The following is a 19,573-nucleotide window of genomic DNA, read 5'->3' as shown; positions in this document are numbered from 1 at the left end:
CGAATTAAAAATGAATTTCATATTATACATATAATGGAGGGGATGTACATGAAGGAACAATATAAAATCATTGTTTTAAGTGATGAATTATCAGGGGATAGGATTCGAAATACGTTAGACAAAAATAAATGTAAAACAATAGTTCATGTTGTGGACGTTTCAGATGTTGTTCGTATAGAAAGTTCTTTTCAATATATAGTCATTTGGAGAGGGGACGCAGAAAAACTTACAAATGACTTGATAAATAGGGGCGTGCAAAGTTCAAAAATTATTAATTTAACAAAATACATGTATGAATGGAAGGATAAATTAATTTCTATCTATCAAATAAATCCGGATCTTATGTCTTTATACATTTCTATGAAAAAAGCAAAGAGTGATCCGACGTATGAATTGTTTGCTACCGGTTTGTCTTATCCGCATTGTGGCATAAGTACGGAGCTTCTCTCAAAAAAGTCAATAAAATTAACACTTCCATCGCAAGATCTATACTATGATTATTTAATAGCGTCACAACTTTTATCAAACAATCATTCATTTCAATATTGTTTAATAGGAATAGCCTATTTCTCGTTTTACTTTGATATGTCGTTATCCTCCGAATCATATAGAATTCACAAAGTATATTATCCATTGTTTCAAGATGGTCATCATACTGTAGTTCACTCTCCTCTACCCACTGATGGATTCTCACATCTAAATACTCCGAAACCACTTCTTTCTATTTTAAATTTGCATTTTGAATATATTTTATTAGATGAACTAAAAGATGAATCATTGATACTGCCTTGGATAAATGCTGAGTGGAATACCACTCCTCTTCACATTCCTTTTGAAGAACACGGGAAAATAAGAGCAGCTTCACATGCTAAATTGTCGTACCCTCATACTTTAGTTGAAAATAAAATGATTTTTAAAAAATATTTAGATTTACTGTTAAAAAATGATATAAAGCCACTAATTGTTGTGTTCCCTGTTACTTCACATTATTTCAATTGTAGTAGTAAAAAATTAAAAGAAGATTTTTATAAAGTTATAAATGATTTTCAAACTCAATATTCTTTTCAAATCATAGATCTATTTGATTCGCCATTATTTTGTGACGATGATTTTTATGATAGTGATCATATGAATAAAAAAGGTGCAAATAAAATGTCCGCATTATTAAATATGTTTATTCAGGAACGAAAAGTATGATAATTTGTTTCATGTTTGCATAAAAGTATATAGGCTCCATACAGTTAAAGTAATGTGATTTTTGTGTCGCGTATATAAATAATATGCGAAGAGGTGAGAGAGTTAAAATGAGAACTCGTATTGAAAGAACTGAAGAGGTGGTAGAGCAACTTCCGTTGGTAAGTGTATTAATTCCTACGTATAATCGTCCTCGTTACTTTGAAAAGGCGCTATGTAGTGTGTTAGAACAAACGTACCCTAATATAGAAATTATAGTTGGAGATGACAGCACGAATGATGAAACAGAAAAAGTGTTACAAAAATACTTATGTGATCATTCAAATATTATTTATATAAAAAATAGATCAACTCTCGGACAATTTGAAAATGCGCTAATGTTATTTAATGAAGCGAACGGTGAATATATAAATTTTTTAATGGATGATGATGTATTTCATGTGAATAAAATTGAAAAAATGATGAAGTATTTTTTCGATGATTTAGATAATGAAATTAAGCTTGTAACATCTCATCGTCAAGTCATTGATGATAAAGGGAAAGAGCTACGACATATTTATTCGACTGTCCGTTTATTTGAAGAGGATACCATTATAGCGGGAACAGAATTAGGAAATAAGGTAATTGTGGATCAAAAAAATTATATTGGAGAACCGACAACAGTTTTATTTCGTAAAAATGATTTACAAGAACCGTTTGGGATTTTTGATAAGAGGCGGTATTTATGTAACGTAGATATAGCTTCATGGTTATCTTTATTAAGTAAAGGAAAAGCTGTATATATAGCAGAGACACTTAGTTACTTTCGATTACATCCAGATCAACAGTTAAATGAATCTAATAAAATGATGGATGGGTTAGAAGATTTTTCACACAGTATTATAGCAGGAGAACAATATGGTTTCTTATCCACTGAAAAAGAGTTAGATAAAGCGATAACTAATTTTCTAGATTATGCAAGAAGGATAGTTCCATCATCAATATTATATACATTAGACTATTACCAAAAAATTAGAGCGAAGAAAATAAACATAGAAAAGAAAAAACAACATATAAATAATAATTCTTCTTTACCGAAAGTAAGTATACTTATTCCTGCATACAATAGACCTTATTACTTGGAATTAGCACTCAACAGCGCTTTGAATCAAACATATGAAAATATTGAAATTATTATTTCTGACGACAGTACAAATAATGAAGTCAATGCTATGATTCAACCGTACTTACGTGAATATGAGTGTATTACATATGTAAAAAATGAAACGCCGTTAGTTGCCGAAAACTTTAATAAGTGTGTAGAACTTGCGAATGGGGACTATATAAACTTTTTATTAGATGATGATTTATTTCATCATGAAAAGATCGAGAGAATGATGAAATACTTTTTGGCGTTAGAAAATATTTCATTTGTGACGTCATATCGTGAACTGATTGATGAGAATGGAGAGATATTACTACCTTCAACATTAAATATGAAAATCGCGAAAGAAACTACACTTTTTGAAGGAAAAGAATTAGGGAATTATATGTTAAAAAACTTGAAAAATGTAGTTGGTGAGCCGACAACTGTTTTGTTTAATCGGAATTTGTTTGACGGGAAGTTTGGATATTTTAAAGGAAAGGCTTATTCTGCTATTAATGACATTGCAACTTGGCTAGATATGATGAGGAAAGGAAAAGTAGTTTATATACATGAACCTCTTAGTTATTTTAGACAGCATAGTGGACAAAATCAAAAACAAATGCATTTTATTTTAATGACAATTGAAGAGTGGATTGAATTAATTATAGATGCATATAATAGTGGGTTTTTAAGCTCCGAAAGTGAGTATAAAGAGAGTTTATCTTATTGTTTAGAAAATGCGGGATTTATAGTTAAGGATGCAGTAAGAAATGGCGAACTAGATCAAATTTATAATGAAAAGATAAAAAAAGGCTTAAACAAGTTAGTTGCTCATATGTTCGAGAAAGAATGTTGTTATTGTCAATATTGCAATCAACAATTTGAAAAATTTTCACCTTGGCCAGCACATTATGATTTTCCGAAATATAAATTTGAAATGTGGAATAAAGATACAGGGATATGTCCAGTTTGTAATTCGATGGATCGTGAAAGATTGTACCGTGCGTACATTGAAACGGAAACGGACTTGTTAAATAGAAACTATACAATGCTTCATATTGCACCTGAAGCAAAGTTAAGAGATTGGTTTAACGAGTATAAAAATATTACGTATGTATGTGGTGACTTAGAACCAAAGGATCCATTAATGAAGGAAATTGATGTTACAAGAATTACATATGATAGTAATACTTTTGATGTAATATTATGTAGCCATGTATTAGAACACGTTCCTGATGATGACAAAGCAATGCGAGAGTTATATAGAGTGTTAAAGCCAAATGGATGGGGAATTATTCAAGTACCAATCGTAATGAATGTAGATTTTATTATAGAGAATGAATTAATTGTAACACCACAATTGAGGAAATTAGCTTTTGGTCAAGAAGATCATGTGAGAATTTACAATCAATCGGGATTTATTCAACGATTAATGAATGCAGGATTTAAGGTAGAATTATATAACATAGCGGAAAAACAAGGAATGAAAAGTGCTAGGAAATTTGGATTATCTGAAACAGATATGCTCTATATTGTCCGAAAATGATAGGAAGGAATAGATATGGAGAATATTCCTTTTTTACGTGCTTCAACTGTACCTGTAAGTGAGTATTTGGACGAATTGAAGGAAATTGATACATCTCACATATATACGAATTATGGACCTATAAATCAACGTTTTGAGGAAACAATTATGTCGTCATTTTTTCAAAACAGGGGAGCTGTTACAACAGTAGCAAACGCAACGTTAGGGTTAATGGCGGCTATTCAACTAAAGAAAAGAAGAAAGGGAAAGTATGCTCTCATGCCTAGCTTTACATTCCCTGCGACTGCCTTAGCCGCTATTTGGTGTGGATTGGAACCTTACTTTATTGATATTTCAATAGATGATTGGTATATGGATAAAACCGTACTTTTGGATAAGATAGAAGAATTAAAAGAAGAGGTTGCGATTGTTGTCCCGTACGCCACTTTTGGATCATGGATGAACTTAGAAGAATATGAAGAATTAGAGAAGAAGGGGATTCCGGTTGTCGTAGATGCGGCGCCGGGATTTGGATTAATGAATGGAGGGATGCATTACGGTCAAGATTTTAGTGGAATGATCGTATATAGCTTTCATGCAACAAAGCCATTCGGAATTGGTGAAGGAGGGCTCATATATAGTAAAAACGAAGAAGATATACAACGTATTAAAAGAATGGGGAATTTCGGATTTGATAAAAATCGTGAATGTACGATGATGGGGTTTAATTGTAAAATGTCTGAATACGCAGCAGCTATTGGGATTGCGACTATAAAAAAGTGGGATCAAAAATTAAAAGAACGTACCCGTATTTCTGAATGGTATAAACAGTTGTTACAAAATACTGGGTTAATGAAAAAAGGGTGGAAAGTCCAAAAGACAGAAGCAGTTATTCACCAATTTATGCCTATCATTTGTCCAGAAGAAGTTCGCAACATACAAGTAATTGAAGAACTGAAAAAACAGAAAATAGAAGCTAGATTATACTTTTCACCATCTTGCCACCAACAAGTTCTTTTTAAAAACTATAAGTCGACAGATTTAACAAAAACGAATAAAATAGCAAAACGAATTGTAAGTTTACCTTTATGGGAAGGGATGACGAAAGAACTAGTAGAGCAAATTGTAATCTGTTTAGAGCAGAAGGTGGTGTCGGTAGATGAATAGTTTTTATAGTCAAGAAGAACTAAAGAAAATTGGATTTTTATCTGTTGGGAAAAATGTATTGGTTAGTAAAAAAGCAAGTATATATAATCCGAGTGCTATATCAGTTGGCAATCATGTAAGAATTGATGATTTTTGCATTTTAAGTGGTAAAATCACAATTGGAAGTTATTCGCACATATCAGCGTATACAGCGTTATATGGAGGGGAAGTTGGGATTGAAATGCATGATTTTGCAAACATCTCAGCTAAAACAATCGTATATGCAGTACTTGATGATTTCAGTGGAAATACATTAATGGGGCCAACCGTCCCGAATCAATATAGGAATGTGAAAGCAGAAAAAGTTATTTTAAAAAAACATGTGATTATTGGTGCTAATTCTATTATTTTTCCAAATGTAATTGTAGGAGAAGGTACGGCAGTCGGCGCGATGAGTATGGTAAAAGAGAGTTTAGATGATTGGTATATTTACGCTGGAGTTCCCGTAAGGAAAGTAAAACCTCGTCAAAAAAAGATGTTAGAGTTAGAAATTGATTTTTTAAAAAGCATTTATTCTTAACAAAAAAGAATGAATGCTTTTTATTTTTATCCCGCTATTTGCCGATAAAGAGTCGACTGGTGAGGGCTAATTAAAGTTTCACTTTATGATAGAGCAGAGTGTATCTTAACTTATTATGTTTTAAATTTTGCTGACCAAGGCAATACTGAGCCATAGTGAATGTAAAGTTGGAGGGCGAGCGTATATGTTTGATGAGGATGGGATTGTTTTAATTATGGAACCAGCTGATGAAAGAAATTTGAGGAGATTTATTTTTTCAGTGCCAAAGTCAGTGTATGAAAAGAAGGGGCTTACATTACACTATGGAACAGCTATAGGACAAGGGTATATGGATATAATTGAAGATATTATAAGCGTGCATATAGAAATAGATGTTGTAACGATAATAGGGCATGTAAGAGGGTAAATAGCTATTTGAAAAAGGCTATAAACAATTTAGCTAGAAGTTATGTATAGAGAAAATTACAGACAATTATAAGGACGAAGGGGGTCTAAAATGAAAATAAAATCAATTGTATTAGTATTCATAGTTTCAATTGGTTTAATGGGATGTTCAATAGTGGAAGAAGGAAAGAACTCCATAGATTATGCTCAAAAGGCGACAGACTATGTAAATGAAATAAGTGCATTTGCAAATGATGCACCAGCATTAGCAGAAAAGGCCGTTAATGATAGCGAGGCTCGAAAAGAATTAGAAACGAAGCTTAGTGAAATTAAACAAGATATACCCGCATTCAATGAATTAACGCCACCTGATGTAGCAAAGGATCTTCATCAACAAATCGTCGGATATAACGAAAAGTTAAATACGTTAATTGATACGGCGAAGACAAAGATAGAAGAAGGCAAAGTGGATGTAGAGCAATTTAAAAACTCTGAGCTTATGCAGACGGTAGATCAAGTTCGAGATTTGAAAGATAAAGTGCAAAATTTAGGTCAATAGTAAAAAGCTCCGTTTGTGATAAACGGAGCTTTTTACTATTGGATACAATAAACGATTACACCAACGATAATAATCATGTTGCCGATGAGTTTACGTTTCGTTATTTTTTCTCCTAGGAAATACCAACCAAAAATTAATATGATGATATAACTTAAGGATTCTAATGCTGATGCTTGTTTTAATGCCATGCCCTTCATGGCGATAACATTTAATCCGGCGTTAATTACAAATAAAGAGTAGCCGATAATAACATAAGGATTCACATATTCTTTTATTCTAGAATCGTATTGTTGCAAAGTAGCTTTTTTTAATAATATTTGTGAGTAATTAGCTAAAATTATCCCGAAAATAAATAATAACATATAACTATTCATCTTTTGTCACCACCACAATCCCGACGATAATAATAGCTGCACCAAGTAAATGATTCCACTGAATAGTATCTCCAAATAGAAATACTGACCAAAGCATTGACCACAGTATAATAATTCCGCGATGTGAATATGCTTTTGAAATTTCGAAATGTTTAATTACTTGTTGCCATAAAATTGCATATCCGAATAAAAGTATAACTAGTCCGAAATAAGCAACAAAAAATGAGATGGAAGCAATGGGGAATTTAGCTGCCCATTTCATGTAAACCATAATGATAGAATATATCAAAAAAGCTACATGTAAAAATACGTAATTTTTAATAGTTGGTTTCATTTATTCACTCTCTTTTGCATATAAATATATATTTATACCTAATTTTTCTAATGATATATATTGGAACGTATTTTGTTTAACCTTTCACATTCCAAATTATATAGTATCATGGCTTTTATTGTAAAACAATAGAAGCTATCTATGAATTCATTTTTTCCAAGGTTCTACAATATGTATCGTTTTATTTGTTGCATCCAACTCTACTTGAACACCGATAGGTATGGTAATCATGGGATGTGTATGACAACAATCGAAGTCAGCTAGAAAAGGAATTCTTTGATTTTGAAGTACTTCTAATAGTATTTCAAAAGGTTTTCGGTTGGTACCACAATCATCAAATTGCTCGTGTTTTCCAAGAATGATACCTGAAATTTTATCGAATACACCGTTAATTTTAAGTAATGAAAAGCTTCTTTCAATAGTAGCTGCATCTTTTGAACTGTCCTCAATAAAGAGAATGTCGCCTTCTTGAATATGTGGCATATAGGGGCTACCCAAAATTCCTTGTATCGTGTTTAAATTCCCGCCAATAATACGCCCAGTAGCTTTTCCATCAATTACTGAAATCCAATCGTTTGGTCGAAGTTCTTTCTCCTTCGTCTTTTCTTCCCAATTAATAAATTCATCTGACCAAAATAATGGTTGTTTTATATGATAAGGAAGAGAATGATCATGTAGTAAAGTTTCAGCAAAATATTTGTATGTGCAATCAACAAAAGGTTCAAATTCGCCAAAGGAAGGGACGAGAGCTGGTCCATAAAATGTAGGGATTCCTGTTTTGGCGTAAATTCCTAGTAATAAAGCAGTTGCATCTGAATACCCAATCATTATTTTAGGGTTCTTTAGAAAAGCATCATAATCAATATAAGGTAATATTGAATTTGAATTCATCCCACCAATTGTTGACATAATACAAGAAACATTAGGATTTCTTATCAAGACATTTAGTTCCTCAGCACGCTCTTGTATACTACCAGAACGATAAAAATCATATCGACCTGTTAATGAACCTTCTAATATATGAAACCCTTTCTGTTGTAAGTAAGATTTTGCTCGTTCAAATCTTTTTGGAGAAGTGTAGGTTACTGGTGAAGAAGGGGAGTAGATCCCAACTGTGTCTCCGTATTTTAATGATTTTGGAAGTAGCATTTGTATGAATCCCTTCTATTAAATAGTTTATCTCGCTATTTGACGGGTAGCCCAATTGGTGGGGCTGATTAAAGTTTCGCTTTATTTACGAGATTTTATTATTGAATATTCTTACGTTTCAATATTGTAAGTTTAACATAAATAAATTAAAATAATCATTGCTGTATATGAATAAATATACCTTTTACCTTGACTATATAAAGGAATTGTTGTTAAGGTTAAATGTAAGTGTATAAAAGGTTTGCTAAAGGAGTTTTGAAATGAATCGGTTAAAATGGGGAAGGATGACAGTCCTATTAGTTATTATTTTAGGGATATGTTGGTTCTTATTCCAAGGAAATCAAAAGAGCATAGCGAATGTAGAGGGACAACCTTTGCAAGTGGCAGAACTACCTAAAGCAGGATTTACTAAAAAAGTAGTCCCGCCAAAGTACATCCCACCAGAAATTAACGCAAAAGCAGCTATGATTATCGATGCGAGTGATGGAGATATTATTTATCAATATAATGAAAATGAAGCTTTTGCACCGGCTAGTATGTCTAAGATGATGACAGCGTATCTCTTACTAGAGAGTATACATAACGGGAAAGTTCGCTGGGAAGATCCAGTAAAAATGAGTGCGAAGGCGGCACAAACAGAAGGAGCGAGAATCCCAGTACAAGTTAATGACACATTAACTGTTAAAGATTTATATCATGCATTAATGATTGAGTCAGCTAATAATTCGGCTGTGGCTTTAGCAGAACATATGGCAAAATCGGAGAAAGATTTCGTTCAGCTTATGGATGCAAAAGCGAAACAGTTAAAAATGTCGGAACATGCTAAATTTGCAAATGCTTCTGGATTACAAGAGCCAGATGGAAGTGAAACAAAAATGACGGCTGGTGATGTAGCACAATTGGCGTATCATCTTATAAAAGATTATCCGGAAATATTAGAAGTGACTCACTTACGCCAAAGTCAGCTAGCATTTAATAATATTAATGTTATAAGCACAAACGACATGTTAAACAAAAATAATAAAAGTTTATATATAGAAGGAATGGACGGACTAAAGACTGGATTTACAGATAGTGCAGGATACTGTTTTACTGGGACTGCAAAGCAAGGTGATAATCGAATTATTACAGTGGTCATGGGGACATCCAGTAAAACAAAACGTTTTACAGAGACAAATAAGTTAATGTCGTATGCATTTGGATTAGTTAATTAAGTAAGTAAAATACGAATCTAGATCGCTACATAAGTAAGACTGTTTGTTGTTACTAATTTTAGATAACAACAAACAGTCTTTTTATTTTAAAAAGGAAAAAGCTTCTAAATATAAGTGTTATTATTTGAGTTTGTTTGTTGCTGTGATATTATAAAGTTATAAGCTTATTAATAATAAGTTTGAGGGGCGTAATATGATATATACATATAAAATAGCCTCAATTGAAAATTGGAGGGAATTATGATGGCAAAAGATTTTTACTCAGCAATTGAAGACAGAAGATCTATTTATGCAATTAGTAAAGAGCAAGTAGTTTCTGATGAGAAAATTCAAGAAGTGATTTATCATGCTGTAAAACATACACCTTCAGCTTTTAATTCTCAAAGTGCTCGCGTTGTTGTTTTATTAGGAGAACAACATGATAAATTATGGGATATTACGAAAGAAACGTTACGAAAAATTGTACCTGAAAATAACTTTGCACCTACTGAAGAAAAAATGAATGCATTTAAAAGTGGTTATGGAACGGTTTTATATTTTGAAGACAGTGAAGTAGTGGAAAGCCTTCAAGCTAACTTTGCATTATATAAAGATAATTTCCCAACTTGGTCTCAGCAATCATCAGGAATGTTACAATTTGCAATTTGGACAGCTTTAGAAATTGAAGGGTTTGGTGCTACGTTACAGCATTACAATCCGCTAATTGATGAAGAAGTGAGAAAAGAGTGGGATGTTCCAGAGAATTGGAAACTTATTGCACAAATGCCATTTGGTAAACCGGTAGTACATGCTGGTGAAAAAGAATTCCAACCGCTAGAGGACCGTGTGAAAATTTATAAATAATTTAAAAAGGTGAACAGGAATATAACCTGTTCACCTTTTTTTATACGTAATAAGGGTTTTTTTGTCCGGCATTTTTCATCTGATTTTTTAATTCGTTTTTACGTGTTTCAATAGCTGATACTTTTTGTAATGTTATCATTGAAACGAATTGAATAAAAGCATAGTATAGCTCTATGTTTTTTTGTATTGGATCATCTATTATATTTCTCACAAATATGCCTCCTCTTTTTATTCCAATAAAACTCCGCATTAATGGGCAGCCCGAGTGGTGAGGGTTAATAATTAGCGGAGGATGTATAAAACCCTTCCTGATTAAAGTTTCATTTTATAAGGGAATGAAACTTTAATTAATTCGCTAAAATTCTTGTTTATTAAGATATGTATATAATACTATAAATATCCTATAAATATCCTATAAATATCCTATAAATATCCTATAAATTCCATTATAAGAAAAAGAGAACAGTTGATATAGTGTGTGTTTTCTTTAAAGGAGAAATGGCTTTTGTGAAATAAATCTTACAATTCGTCAAATTATTTCAAAATTGTAGATAGTATAGAAATTTAGTTTTCTAAAAATATTATACTATTGATAAATAGAGTGATTTTTGTCATGATGAAAGTATACTTCATGTAAGGAGCTTTATAAGGAAATACATACTTGAGTTTGTATTAGGTTAATAGAATTTTTTATAATAGATAGAAAAGGGATATTTTATATTAAAATATTAAATAGAATGTCGAATTTTCATGCGATATATAAGAAATTTGAAAAAACCATTGCAAAAACACTGTGTTTAATGATAAAGTTCACATGAAGTTCACACGGATTTCACTTTGTTCATTTAAAATGAACTCTGTGTGAAAAATAAAACTCTTGCTAAAAAATGGAACTGGATGAATATTTTACTTTGATAATATTGTAAAGTATTAAAGTTTTAGTTTTTTTTAAGAGGATAGTAGGGAAAGGAAGTAAAGACAACTTATGAAAAAAGTAATTGCAGGTTTAGCAGCAGCTTCTGTAGCTGGCGTTGCAGTTCCAGGAATGGATTCTGCTCATGCACAAGTTTCAAATGAAGCGCTAAAAGAAATTAATGGACAAACTCAAACTCAAACGACTGTAACTGAAACAAAAACTGTAGAAACAACTTCTGAATTAAAATACACAGTAACTGCTGATGTATTAAATGTTCGTTCAGGTGCTGGTACAGGACATAACGTTATTTCTAAAGTAAAATCAGGCCAAGTGCTACAAGTAGTTGGACAAGAAAATGGTTGGTTCAAAGTAAACGTAAATGGTCAAACAGGTTATGTAAGTGGTGACTTCGTAACGACTGGTGGCAAAACAGGAACGACTGTTCAACAAGGAACAGGTACTTACACAGTAAACGTTTCTTCACTTAACGTACGTACAGGCCCAAGTACATCTCATACAGTATTAGGTTCTGTAAACAAAGGTAAAACAGTACAAGTTGTAGGTGAAGTACAAGATTGGTTTAAAATCAACTTCAATGGTGGAACTGGATACGTAAGCAAAGACTTCGTAACAAAAGGTGGTTCTGCTGTATCTAACGAAACACAACAACCAACTACAAACAACAATACTACAACAGTTCAAACTGGTGGTTCTTATGTTGTTAACACTGGTGCTTTAAAAGTACGTACAGGCCCAGCTACATACAACGCTGTAATCGGTGGAGTAACAAATGGTAAAGTATTAAACGTTACTGGTGCTGAAAATGGTTGGTACAAAATTAACCATAACGGCCGCACAGGTTACGTAAGTGCAGACTTCGTTAAGTTTGTAAAAGGCGGAGTAAACAACGTTACAAATAACAATAATGTTACAAATAACGTTCAACAACCAGGTAAAGACGTACAAAAACCAACAACAGGTGGAGATACATCTTCAATCGCTGGATTCGCTAGATCTTTAAATGGTTCACCATACAGAACTGCTGGTACAACACCTGCTGGTTTTGACTGCAGTGGATTCATTCACTACGTATTAAATCAAACTGGTCATAAAGGCGCTCGTCAAACAGTTGCTGGATACTGGAGCTCTAAAACAAAAACTAGCAATCCACAACCAGGTGATTTAGTATACTTCCAAAATACTTATAAATCAGGTCCTTCTCACATGGGTGTTTACTTAGGAAACGGTCAGTTCATTAGTGCAGAAACAGATGCAACTGGTGTACGTATTAGTTCTGTAAGTAACTCTTACTGGAGCAAGCACCTATTAGGTTACACAAAAGCATACTAAGAAAAAGTAGTTTTATATACTTTTCGTATAGAGAAAAGGCTTTCCAAGGAAACTTGGGAAGCCTTTTTATAGTTGAATAAATTGGAAGTTTAATAGTTTTTATTTTAACTTTCCATTTAAAAATCGATCATATAAGTCATGGAAATAGTTAGGACGAAATAAGTTCGCTGCATGTCCCGCTAACGGTATTTCCTTATATAGAACGTTAGGCAAAATAGATTTCAAATCAAATAGACAAGATTTATAGAGATGATCATGCTCTCCCATTACCCATAGTATAGGGTGAGGAAGTGATTTTAATTTAGATTTTAAATCGAATTCTAACCGATGTCGTAATGACTGGGCAATTATGGATGAATGTAATTGTAATCCGAAACGGTAGTAAATATTTCTTGAAATGACTGCGAACGGATTTGCTTTTAATATACCGCTTGGAAAAATAGTATTTGCGTATTGAGAGAGCCATTTAGAGTATTCATCTCCTCGCTTCTCCCAAAAATTTTGAAATACATTATATAAACGAGAAGGGTTATTGTAATGTCCTCCAATATGACAAATACTTAATACCTTTTCTGGATGCATTTGTGCAAAAATTGTAGAGATGTAACAGCCGTAACTTAGCGCACAAATATGTGCTTTTTTAATACCTTCTTGTTCATATAAGTTTAATAATTGATCTACGAGGCGCTGTAATGAAAAGTCGATTGCTTCTCCTTTATCATCACCGTGACCTAATAAGTCATAAGTTATAATGTTGTAGGAGGCAGAAAATCGTTTTTGCTCTTTTTTGAAGGCGCGACGATTGCCAACTAATCCATGAATAAAAATAATTGTTTCCTTTTCAGAATGTATATTTGTTTGCAAAAAGGATACTCCTTTCACTAACTGGAGATTTATATCGTGTTTTAAATTATTTATCTATAATTTACATAGAATAATATTAAGTACCAGGTAATAATATCAGATGTTTATATCTGTTGTAAAGATGAGTTTTTATGTATATTTTGTAAAAATAGAAAAAGTGTGTTTACATTCAGTTTACATTTGTATCGTATTCTAATTTTAGAAAGAACAGTTTTGTTTAACATGAGGAGATGAACAGGAATGGAAGTTAGAAATGAAATAAAGAAAAAAGGGAGTTGGAGGCAGTTTTTACGCCTTATTCAAGATACAAATCCTCCGAAAGGAATTTTAGTTTTTGCGTTGTTAATGAGTTTGCTTTCTACGGGAGCGAGTTTATTTATTCCTATGCTGACAAAAGGATTAGTAGATAATTTTTCGCTTTCTTCAATTAGTGCAGGACAAATTGTTGGGTTAATTGCTTTCTTTGTAATGCAAACTATTGCGGCAGGGTTGTCTATATATTTACTAAATTATATTGGGCAGAAGATTGTAGCGGGACTAAGAGAACGTTTGTGGAAAAAGGTACTTATCTTGCCGGTATCTTATTACGATCAAAATAGAACAGGTGATACGATTAGCCGTATGACGAATGATACAGGTGTTGTGAAAACGTTAATTTCTGAGCATTTGTCAAACTTATTAACAGGTGGTATTTCAATTGTTGGATCGTTAATTGTATTATTTGTTTTAGATTGGAAAATGACTGCGTTACTTTTAACGGTTATTCCGTTGTCTGTGTTAATTTTAGTTCCACTTGGACGAAAAATGTATAAGATTTCAAAAGCACTTCAAGATGAAACTGCATCTTTTACAAGTGTGTTAACGCAAGTGTTATCAGAAATTCGTTTAGTGAAATCTTCAAATACAGAAAAGAGAGAATATGAAACGGGTAATACAGGTATACAAAAGTTATTACAATTTGGTTTGAAAGAAGGAAAAGTGCAAGCATTAATTTCGCCAGTTATGTCGTTTGTTTTAATGGCACTACTTGTTATTATCGTAGGGTATGGCGGGATGCGAGTTTCTAGCGGTGCATTAACAACCGGTGAACTTGTAGCGTTTATTTTGTATTTAGTTCAAATTGTAATGCCAATGAGTCAATTATCTATGTTCTTTACACAATTCCAAAAGGCAATTGGTGCAACGGAAAGAATTAGTACGATTTTAGAATATGAAGTAGAAGATCATGAAACTGGTGTGAAAGTGACAAATGCTAAGCAACCGATCGTTCTTGAAAATGTACATTTTGAGTATAACGAAGAAGAGCAAGTTTTGAAAAATATTGATTTCACAATTGAATCTGGAAAAGTGACAGCGATTGTAGGACCAAGTGGTAGTGGGAAAACAACTTTATTCTCATTATTGGAACGTTTTTATGAGCCAACTAGTGGCGCCATTAAATTAGGGGAAGAATCAATTACGAGTTATTCATTACAGTCATGGCGACGTCAAATCGGTTACGTATCACAAGATAGTCCGTTAATTGATGGAACAATTCGTGATAATATTTGTTATGGCGTCGAGGGCGAAGTAACGGATGAAGAAATTGAAAAAGTAGCAGCAATGGCATATGTTGATGCATTTATTCATGACTTACCAAACGGTTATGCAACAGAAGTTGGAGAACGCGGTGTGAAGCTTTCTGGGGGACAAAGACAGCGAATTGCCATTGCCCGAGCGTTACTTCGAAATCCGCAAATTCTTATGCTAGATGAGGCGACTTCAAGCTTAGATAGTAAATCTGAGTCTGTCGTTCAAAAAGCGTTAAATAACTTAATGAAAGGCAGAACAACGTTAGTGATTGCGCATAGACTTTCTACTGTTGTAGATGCAGATAAAATTGTCTTTATTGAAAAAGGGAATCTTACAGGTAGTGGTACGCATGATGAATTATTACAGACGCATGATATGTATCGTGAGTTTGCAACGCAGCAATTGAAAATTAAAGAGGGTGCATTATAAAATGAATCATCAGTGGGATTTTACTCCACTGATGATTCATTTTTAAACAATATATTAGATGCTAAGTAGAAAGGAAATGGTTCCTTTGATACCTAAAATTTTAATAGTAGATGACGATCCACACATTAGAGAACTCGTTTCTGTATTTTTAGAACGAGAAGGTTTTCAAACATATGAGGCAATTGATGGAGTAGATGCACTTCAGAAAATGGATGACGTAAAAGTCGATATGGTTATTCTTGATATCATGATGCCAAATATGGATGGATTTGATGTATGTTTTGAATTAAGAAAATACTATGATATCCCGGTTCTGATGCTAACTGCCAAAGGGGAAACATCACAAAAAGTAAAAGGATTTCACCTTGGGACAGATGATTATCTTGTAAAACCATTTGACCCTATAGAATTAGTAGTGAGAGTAAAGGCATTATTGAAACGTTACCAAATTACAGTTTCCCAATCGATTCAAGTTGGAAATGTATTATTAAATCGTAAAACATTCGAAGTTACATCTGGAGAACAAACGGTTACATTACCGTTAAAAGAATTTGAGCTGCTCTTTACTTTAGGGTCTAAATCGGGAAGAACTTGTTCGAGAGAGCAATTAATTGAAGAAATATGGGGATATGATTTTGAAGGGAATGAACGTACACTAGACGTTCATATTAATCGGTTACGTGAGAAGTTTCAAGAAGAGCAGTCGAAATTTAGTATTAAAACAATAAGAGGATTAGGGTATCGCTTAGAGGTAAGTAAATGAGAAAAAGAAAACGAATGAGTAAGTTGAAGATGCTGAAAGTATTTGGAGCGGTATTAGCGCTCTTTTCTTTTCTTACTATAATTTGGTCTATCGCATTTTATGTAGCAACTAGTATATTGAATGCTTTTGACGTAAACGTATCGCCGTTTGTTGCTTTTCTAATTAGTGATATGGTCGGTTTTGTCTTTATTATTCTTATTTGGACATTGATTGGAATATTAATGAGACCAAAACGAGAGGCGATGATTTGGACTATTATTGAACCGATACAAAAAATTGCAAAAGGAGACTTCTCCGTAAAAATAAGAAATGAAGAAAAGTATGATGGTGAAATTGGCGTGCTCGTAAAAAGTATAAATGATATGACAGATGAACTGAATACGATGGAGAAAATGAGACAAGAGTTTGTATCGAATGTTTCTCATGAAATACAGTCACCGTTAACTTCTATAAAAGGATTTGCTAGAGCACTACAAGACGATAATCTTTCTGAGGAAAAAAGAAAGCATTATCTTACCATTATTGAAACTGAAACAACGAGATTATCTAAACTAAGTCAAAATTTACTAAAGCTAACTCTTTTAGAATCAGAAGAGTATACACCAGAAAGAGTGAGCTATCGATTAGATCAACAATTAAAGCAAATTGTGTTAAATAGTGAACCACTCTGGGCTGAAAAAGAAATTGAGTTAGAACTAGATTTAGAAAAAGTATATGTTATTGCTGACCAAGAAAGTATGAGTCAAGTGTGGATTAATTTAATTCATAATAGTATTAAATTTACTCCAAGCGGTGGTACGATTACTATTCAGTTAAAGGAACATGAGACAGTAGTGGAAGTGCGTATCCGTGATTCAGGAATTGGTATATCAGAAGAACAGAAACAACATATTTTTGAGCGTTTTTATAAAGCGGATTCTTCACGAAATCGTGCCTATGGAGGAAGTGGCTTAGGTTTAGCTATTGTAAAGAAAGTACTTGACCTTCATCAAGGAGAGATAAAAGTGGAGAGTGAGGAAGGAAAAGGTACTGAATTTATTGTGCGTATGCCGAATCATGAAGAGAAATAGTGTTAGAAGGAGAACCTTCTAACACTATTTCTCTTTAAAAATGCATTTACTGTTACTGCAATTATATTGAAAAGCTTTTCCTTCGCTTTTCATACTCATACACTCCCCTATGCTGGATTTGTTTTTATTTTACATGAATAATGGTAAAAAAATGAAACTTATAAATAAAAACTTTCTATAGTTACCTACAAGTAACCTACGCACATGAAAGTGCATCATTGCCTTTTTACATAAACATAGATACAATTTTAATATAATACATAACTGAGATGATTAAGGAGTGTTATACTTGGCAGAATTATTACAAGGTAAAAATGCTTTAATTACAGGAGCAGGTAGAGGGATTGGTCGCGCTGTAGCAATCGCATTAGCGAAAGAAGGCGTAAATGTAGGCTTATTAGCTCGTTCAGAAGAAAACTTAAAAGCTGTAGCAAAAGAAGTAGAAGCAGAAGGTGTAAAAGCTGTTATCGCAACTGCTGATGTTTCTTCATGCGAAGAAGTAACAACTGCGATTGAAACGTTAAAAAATGGTTTAGGATCTATCGATATTTTAATTAATAACGCTGGTATTTCTAAATTCGGTAAGTTTTTAGAACTAGACGTTGCTGATTGGGAAAAAATCATTCAAGTAAACTTAATGGGTGTATACTATGCAACTCGTGCAGCTTTACCGAGCATGATTGAACAACAATCTGGTGATATCATTAACATTTCATCTACAGCAGGACAAAAAGGTGCACCTGTAACAAGTGCATATAGTGCTTCTAAATTTGGTGTCCTTGGCTTAACAGAATCGTTAGCGATGGAAGTTCGCAAACATAACATTCGTGTAACAGCTTTAACTCCAAGTACAGTAGCAACTGATATGGCTGTAGATTTAGGATTAACTGATGGAAACCCTGATAAAGTAATGCAAGCAGAAGATATTGCAGAATTTATCGTAGCGCAGCTGAAATTAAATAAACGTACATTTATTAAATCTGCTGGGCTTTGGTCTACTAATCCATAGGAATTAAATTTAACTTTAAAAGAAGGGATATCTATTCTGTAAGGGGTAGATGTCCCTTCTTTATTTTTTGTATTCGAGACAGAATTTTCGGTATAATTAAAAGTGAATGGTAGAAAGCATTGGGAAATTGAAAGGGATGGCAGTTGTAAAAGAGTGATGTAAGGAGGAAAAAGGGATGAAAAAGAAGTTTCAAAAATTATAACATGTATCGTGTATAACGAGATTAGCTCGTGGACCTCCAATATACATAACACTATATTATATATTAAAAAATTGGAGGATATAAGTAGATGAGAACTGAAAAAGAAATGTTAGACGTAATTATAAATATAGCAAAAGAGGATGAAAGAATTCGAGCAGTTATCATGAATGGATCGCGTGTAAATCCAAATGTGAAAAGAGATTGTTTTCAAGACTATGATATTATGTATGTTGTAAATGATATACAATCTTTTACGTCTAATCATAATTGGGTTCATAGATTTGGAGAAATAATGATAGTACAAATGCCAGAAGAAATGTCGTTAGTTCAACCAGATGAAGATGGGAAGTTTCCATATTTAATGCAGTTCATGGATGGGAATCGGATTGATTTAACGCTAGTTCCAGTTGAGTTAATAAAAAAGTTCGTTGGACAAGATAGTTTAAGTAAACTGCTTCTTGATAAAGATAATTGTATGGAAGGATTCCCGCCAGCAAGCGATAAAGATTACTTAATAAAAAAGCCTACAGAAAAAGAGTTTTTGGATTGCTGTAATGAATTTTGGTGGTGTAGTACGAATGTGGCAAAAGGGCTATGGAGAGAAGAGCTTTCTTATGCAAAAGGAATGCTTGAAGGACCAGTGCGAGATATGTTCATCGTAATGCTAGAATGGCATATTGGTATGAAAACAGACTTTACAGTTAATACAGGGAAGTTTGGAAAGCATTTCGAGCAATATATTGAAGAAGATATGTGGGAGCAATTTAAAAGGACATTTTCTAATGCAGAATATGAAAACATATGGGAGTCATTCTTTGTCATGGGTGATTTATTTAGGGAAGTGGCGAACGAAATCGCTAACACATATGAATATCAATATCCGCAAGATGAGGATGATAAAGTGACGAACTATTTAAAACATGTGAAAGCTTTGCCGAAAGATAGTACATCGATGTATTAATAATATAAA

19 protein-coding genes are annotated in these 19,573 nt (G+C 33.0%); 14 read left to right on the top strand and 5 right to left on the bottom strand.

Annotation, left to right across the window (positions count from 1 at the left end; genetic code table 11):
• Positions 1–48 precede the first annotated feature (48 nt).
• From QCI79_RS03175 to QCI79_RS03150, 6 genes are all read left to right on the top strand, one after another.
• Complete coding sequence (locus QCI79_RS03175; RefSeq protein ID WP_000664253.1) at positions 49–1,197, top strand: hypothetical protein; 1,149 nt, start codon at positions 49–51, stop codon at positions 1,195–1,197.
• Between the two features lie 107 nt (positions 1,198–1,304).
• Positions 1,305–3,866 carry a glycosyltransferase gene (locus tag QCI79_RS03170; protein WP_016109774.1) on the top strand — a complete coding sequence of 854 codons (2,562 nt, stop codon included), beginning with the start codon at positions 1,305–1,307 and terminating at the stop codon, positions 3,864–3,866.
• A 15-nt stretch (positions 3,867–3,881) separates the two neighbouring features.
• The gene (locus QCI79_RS03165; protein ID WP_000427968.1) at positions 3,882–5,012 is read left to right on the top strand and encodes a DegT/DnrJ/EryC1/StrS aminotransferase family protein; all 1,131 of its coding nucleotides are present in this window, start codon (positions 3,882–3,884) and stop codon (positions 5,010–5,012) included.
• Complete coding sequence (locus QCI79_RS03160) at positions 5,005–5,571, top strand: acyltransferase (protein WP_001084184.1); 567 nt, start codon at positions 5,005–5,007, stop codon at positions 5,569–5,571. The genes QCI79_RS03165 and QCI79_RS03160 overlap by 8 nt, the downstream gene beginning before the upstream one ends.
• A 184-nt stretch (positions 5,572–5,755) precedes the next feature.
• Positions 5,756–5,977, top strand: coding sequence for a hypothetical protein (locus QCI79_RS03155; protein ID WP_000459099.1), 222 nt, complete (start codon positions 5,756–5,758; stop codon positions 5,975–5,977).
• A gap of 90 nt (positions 5,978–6,067) precedes the next feature.
• Positions 6,068–6,514, top strand: a complete 447-nt coding sequence (locus tag QCI79_RS03150; RefSeq protein ID WP_000695229.1) for a DUF6376 family protein — start codon at positions 6,068–6,070, stop codon at positions 6,512–6,514.
• A 35-nt stretch (positions 6,515–6,549) separates the two neighbouring features.
• Here QCI79_RS03150 and QCI79_RS03145 read toward each other — a convergent pair whose 3' ends face one another.
• The 3 genes from QCI79_RS03145 to QCI79_RS03135 form a co-directional block, all read right to left on the bottom strand.
• The gene (locus tag QCI79_RS03145) at positions 6,550–6,888 is read right to left on the bottom strand and encodes an EamA family transporter (protein ID WP_001089868.1); all 339 of its coding nucleotides are present in this window, start codon (positions 6,886–6,888) and stop codon (positions 6,550–6,552) included.
• Positions 6,881–7,222, bottom strand: a complete 342-nt coding sequence (locus QCI79_RS03140) for an EamA family transporter (RefSeq protein WP_000805125.1) — start codon at positions 7,220–7,222, stop codon at positions 6,881–6,883. The genes QCI79_RS03145 and QCI79_RS03140 overlap by 8 nt, the downstream gene beginning before the upstream one ends.
• A gap of 147 nt (positions 7,223–7,369) precedes the next feature.
• The gene (locus QCI79_RS03135) at positions 7,370–8,371 is read right to left on the bottom strand and encodes a S66 family peptidase (protein WP_000926335.1); all 1,002 of its coding nucleotides are present in this window, start codon (positions 8,369–8,371) and stop codon (positions 7,370–7,372) included.
• Between the two features lie 260 nt (positions 8,372–8,631).
• Here QCI79_RS03135 and QCI79_RS03130 point away from each other — a divergent pair, with 260 nt between their 5' ends.
• Together QCI79_RS03130 and QCI79_RS03125 are read left to right on the top strand one after the other, a co-directional pair.
• Complete coding sequence (locus QCI79_RS03130) at positions 8,632–9,585, top strand: D-alanyl-D-alanine carboxypeptidase family protein (RefSeq protein WP_001080874.1); 954 nt, start codon at positions 8,632–8,634, stop codon at positions 9,583–9,585.
• A gap of 240 nt (positions 9,586–9,825) precedes the next feature.
• The gene (locus QCI79_RS03125) at positions 9,826–10,428 is read left to right on the top strand and encodes a nitroreductase family protein (RefSeq protein WP_001987122.1); all 603 of its coding nucleotides are present in this window, start codon (positions 9,826–9,828) and stop codon (positions 10,426–10,428) included.
• 40 nt (positions 10,429–10,468) lie between these two features.
• Here the strand turns inward: QCI79_RS03125 and QCI79_RS03120 are convergent, their stop codons facing one another.
• Positions 10,469–10,639, bottom strand: a complete 171-nt coding sequence (locus tag QCI79_RS03120) for a hypothetical protein (RefSeq protein ID WP_001244279.1) — start codon at positions 10,637–10,639, stop codon at positions 10,469–10,471.
• A 774-nt stretch (positions 10,640–11,413) separates the two neighbouring features.
• Between QCI79_RS03120 and entFM the strand changes: the two genes are divergently transcribed.
• On the top strand, positions 11,414–12,694 hold the full coding sequence (gene entFM / locus QCI79_RS03115) for an enterotoxin EntFM (RefSeq protein ID WP_000755525.1): 1,281 nt from the start codon (positions 11,414–11,416) through the stop codon (positions 12,692–12,694).
• Between the two features lie 99 nt (positions 12,695–12,793).
• On the opposite strand, the gene QCI79_RS03110 is transcribed toward entFM, so the two are convergent.
• Positions 12,794–13,558: an alpha/beta fold hydrolase gene (locus tag QCI79_RS03110; RefSeq protein ID WP_001194306.1), complete on the bottom strand. Its 765-nt coding sequence runs from the start codon at positions 13,556–13,558 to the stop codon at positions 12,794–12,796.
• Positions 13,559–13,798: 240 nt separating this feature from the next.
• Between QCI79_RS03110 and QCI79_RS03105 the strand changes: the two genes are divergently transcribed.
• The 5 genes from QCI79_RS03105 to QCI79_RS03085 all read left to right on the top strand — a co-directional run bounded on the left by QCI79_RS03105 (position 13,799) and on the right by QCI79_RS03085 (position 19,564).
• Positions 13,799–15,559: an ABC transporter ATP-binding protein gene (locus QCI79_RS03105; RefSeq protein ID WP_000453861.1), complete on the top strand. Its 1,761-nt coding sequence runs from the start codon at positions 13,799–13,801 to the stop codon at positions 15,557–15,559.
• Positions 15,560–15,644: 85 nt separating this feature from the next.
• Positions 15,645–16,322, top strand: a complete 678-nt coding sequence (hitR, locus tag QCI79_RS03100; RefSeq protein ID WP_000612414.1) for an envelope stress response regulator transcription factor HitR — start codon at positions 15,645–15,647, stop codon at positions 16,320–16,322.
• The gene (gene hitS / locus QCI79_RS03095) at positions 16,319–17,392 is read left to right on the top strand and encodes an envelope stress sensor histidine kinase HitS (protein ID WP_001231621.1); all 1,074 of its coding nucleotides are present in this window, start codon (positions 16,319–16,321) and stop codon (positions 17,390–17,392) included. The genes hitR and hitS overlap by 4 nt, the downstream gene beginning before the upstream one ends.
• A 289-nt stretch (positions 17,393–17,681) precedes the next feature.
• Positions 17,682–18,401, top strand: a complete 720-nt coding sequence (locus QCI79_RS03090) for a 3-ketoacyl-ACP reductase (RefSeq protein ID WP_000818979.1) — start codon at positions 17,682–17,684, stop codon at positions 18,399–18,401.
• A gap of 290 nt (positions 18,402–18,691) precedes the next feature.
• Positions 18,692–19,564 carry an aminoglycoside 6-adenylyltransferase gene (locus tag QCI79_RS03085; protein ID WP_001258538.1) on the top strand — a complete coding sequence of 291 codons (873 nt, stop codon included), beginning with the start codon at positions 18,692–18,694 and terminating at the stop codon, positions 19,562–19,564.
• Positions 19,565–19,573: the final 9 nt, after the last annotated feature.

It is taken from the genome of Bacillus cereus group sp. MG1 (genome assembly GCF_040460035.1).
Lineage (GTDB): Bacteria > Bacillota > Bacilli > Bacillales > Bacillaceae_G > Bacillus_A > Bacillus_A cereus.
The sequence above is the reverse complement of the archived record's forward strand: the minus strand, read 5'-3'. Positions and strand labels throughout refer to the sequence as shown.

Bases quoted from the DNA above. Each gene is read 5' to 3' on its own strand.
- QCI79_RS03165 (WP_000427968.1), top strand. From the start codon at position 3,882: ATGGAGAATATTCCTTTTTTACGTGCTTCAACTGTACCTGTAAGTGAG.
- QCI79_RS03135 (WP_000926335.1), bottom strand. From the start codon at position 8,371: ATGCTACTTCCAAAATCATTAAAATACGGAGACACAGTTGGGATCTAC.
- QCI79_RS03130 (WP_001080874.1), top strand. From the start codon at position 8,632: ATGAATCGGTTAAAATGGGGAAGGATGACAGTCCTATTAGTTATTATT.
- QCI79_RS03155 (WP_000459099.1), top strand. From the start codon at position 5,756: ATGTTTGATGAGGATGGGATTGTTTTAATTATGGAACCAGCTGATGAA.
- hitS (WP_001231621.1), top strand. From the start codon at position 16,319: ATGAGAAAAAGAAAACGAATGAGTAAGTTGAAGATGCTGAAAGTATTT.
- QCI79_RS03145 (WP_001089868.1), bottom strand. From the start codon at position 6,888: ATGAATAGTTATATGTTATTATTTATTTTCGGGATAATTTTAGCTAAT.
- entFM (WP_000755525.1), top strand. From the start codon at position 11,414: ATGAAAAAAGTAATTGCAGGTTTAGCAGCAGCTTCTGTAGCTGGCGTT.
- QCI79_RS03085 (WP_001258538.1), top strand. From the start codon at position 18,692: ATGAGAACTGAAAAAGAAATGTTAGACGTAATTATAAATATAGCAAAA.
- QCI79_RS03160 (WP_001084184.1), top strand. From the start codon at position 5,005: ATGAATAGTTTTTATAGTCAAGAAGAACTAAAGAAAATTGGATTTTTA.
- QCI79_RS03140 (WP_000805125.1), bottom strand. From the start codon at position 7,222: ATGAAACCAACTATTAAAAATTACGTATTTTTACATGTAGCTTTTTTG.
- QCI79_RS03150 (WP_000695229.1), top strand. From the start codon at position 6,068: ATGAAAATAAAATCAATTGTATTAGTATTCATAGTTTCAATTGGTTTA.
- QCI79_RS03175 (WP_000664253.1), top strand. From the start codon at position 49: ATGAAGGAACAATATAAAATCATTGTTTTAAGTGATGAATTATCAGGG.
- QCI79_RS03105 (WP_000453861.1), top strand. From the start codon at position 13,799: ATGGAAGTTAGAAATGAAATAAAGAAAAAAGGGAGTTGGAGGCAGTTT.
- QCI79_RS03125 (WP_001987122.1), top strand. From the start codon at position 9,826: ATGATGGCAAAAGATTTTTACTCAGCAATTGAAGACAGAAGATCTATT.
- QCI79_RS03170 (WP_016109774.1), top strand. From the start codon at position 1,305: ATGAGAACTCGTATTGAAAGAACTGAAGAGGTGGTAGAGCAACTTCCG.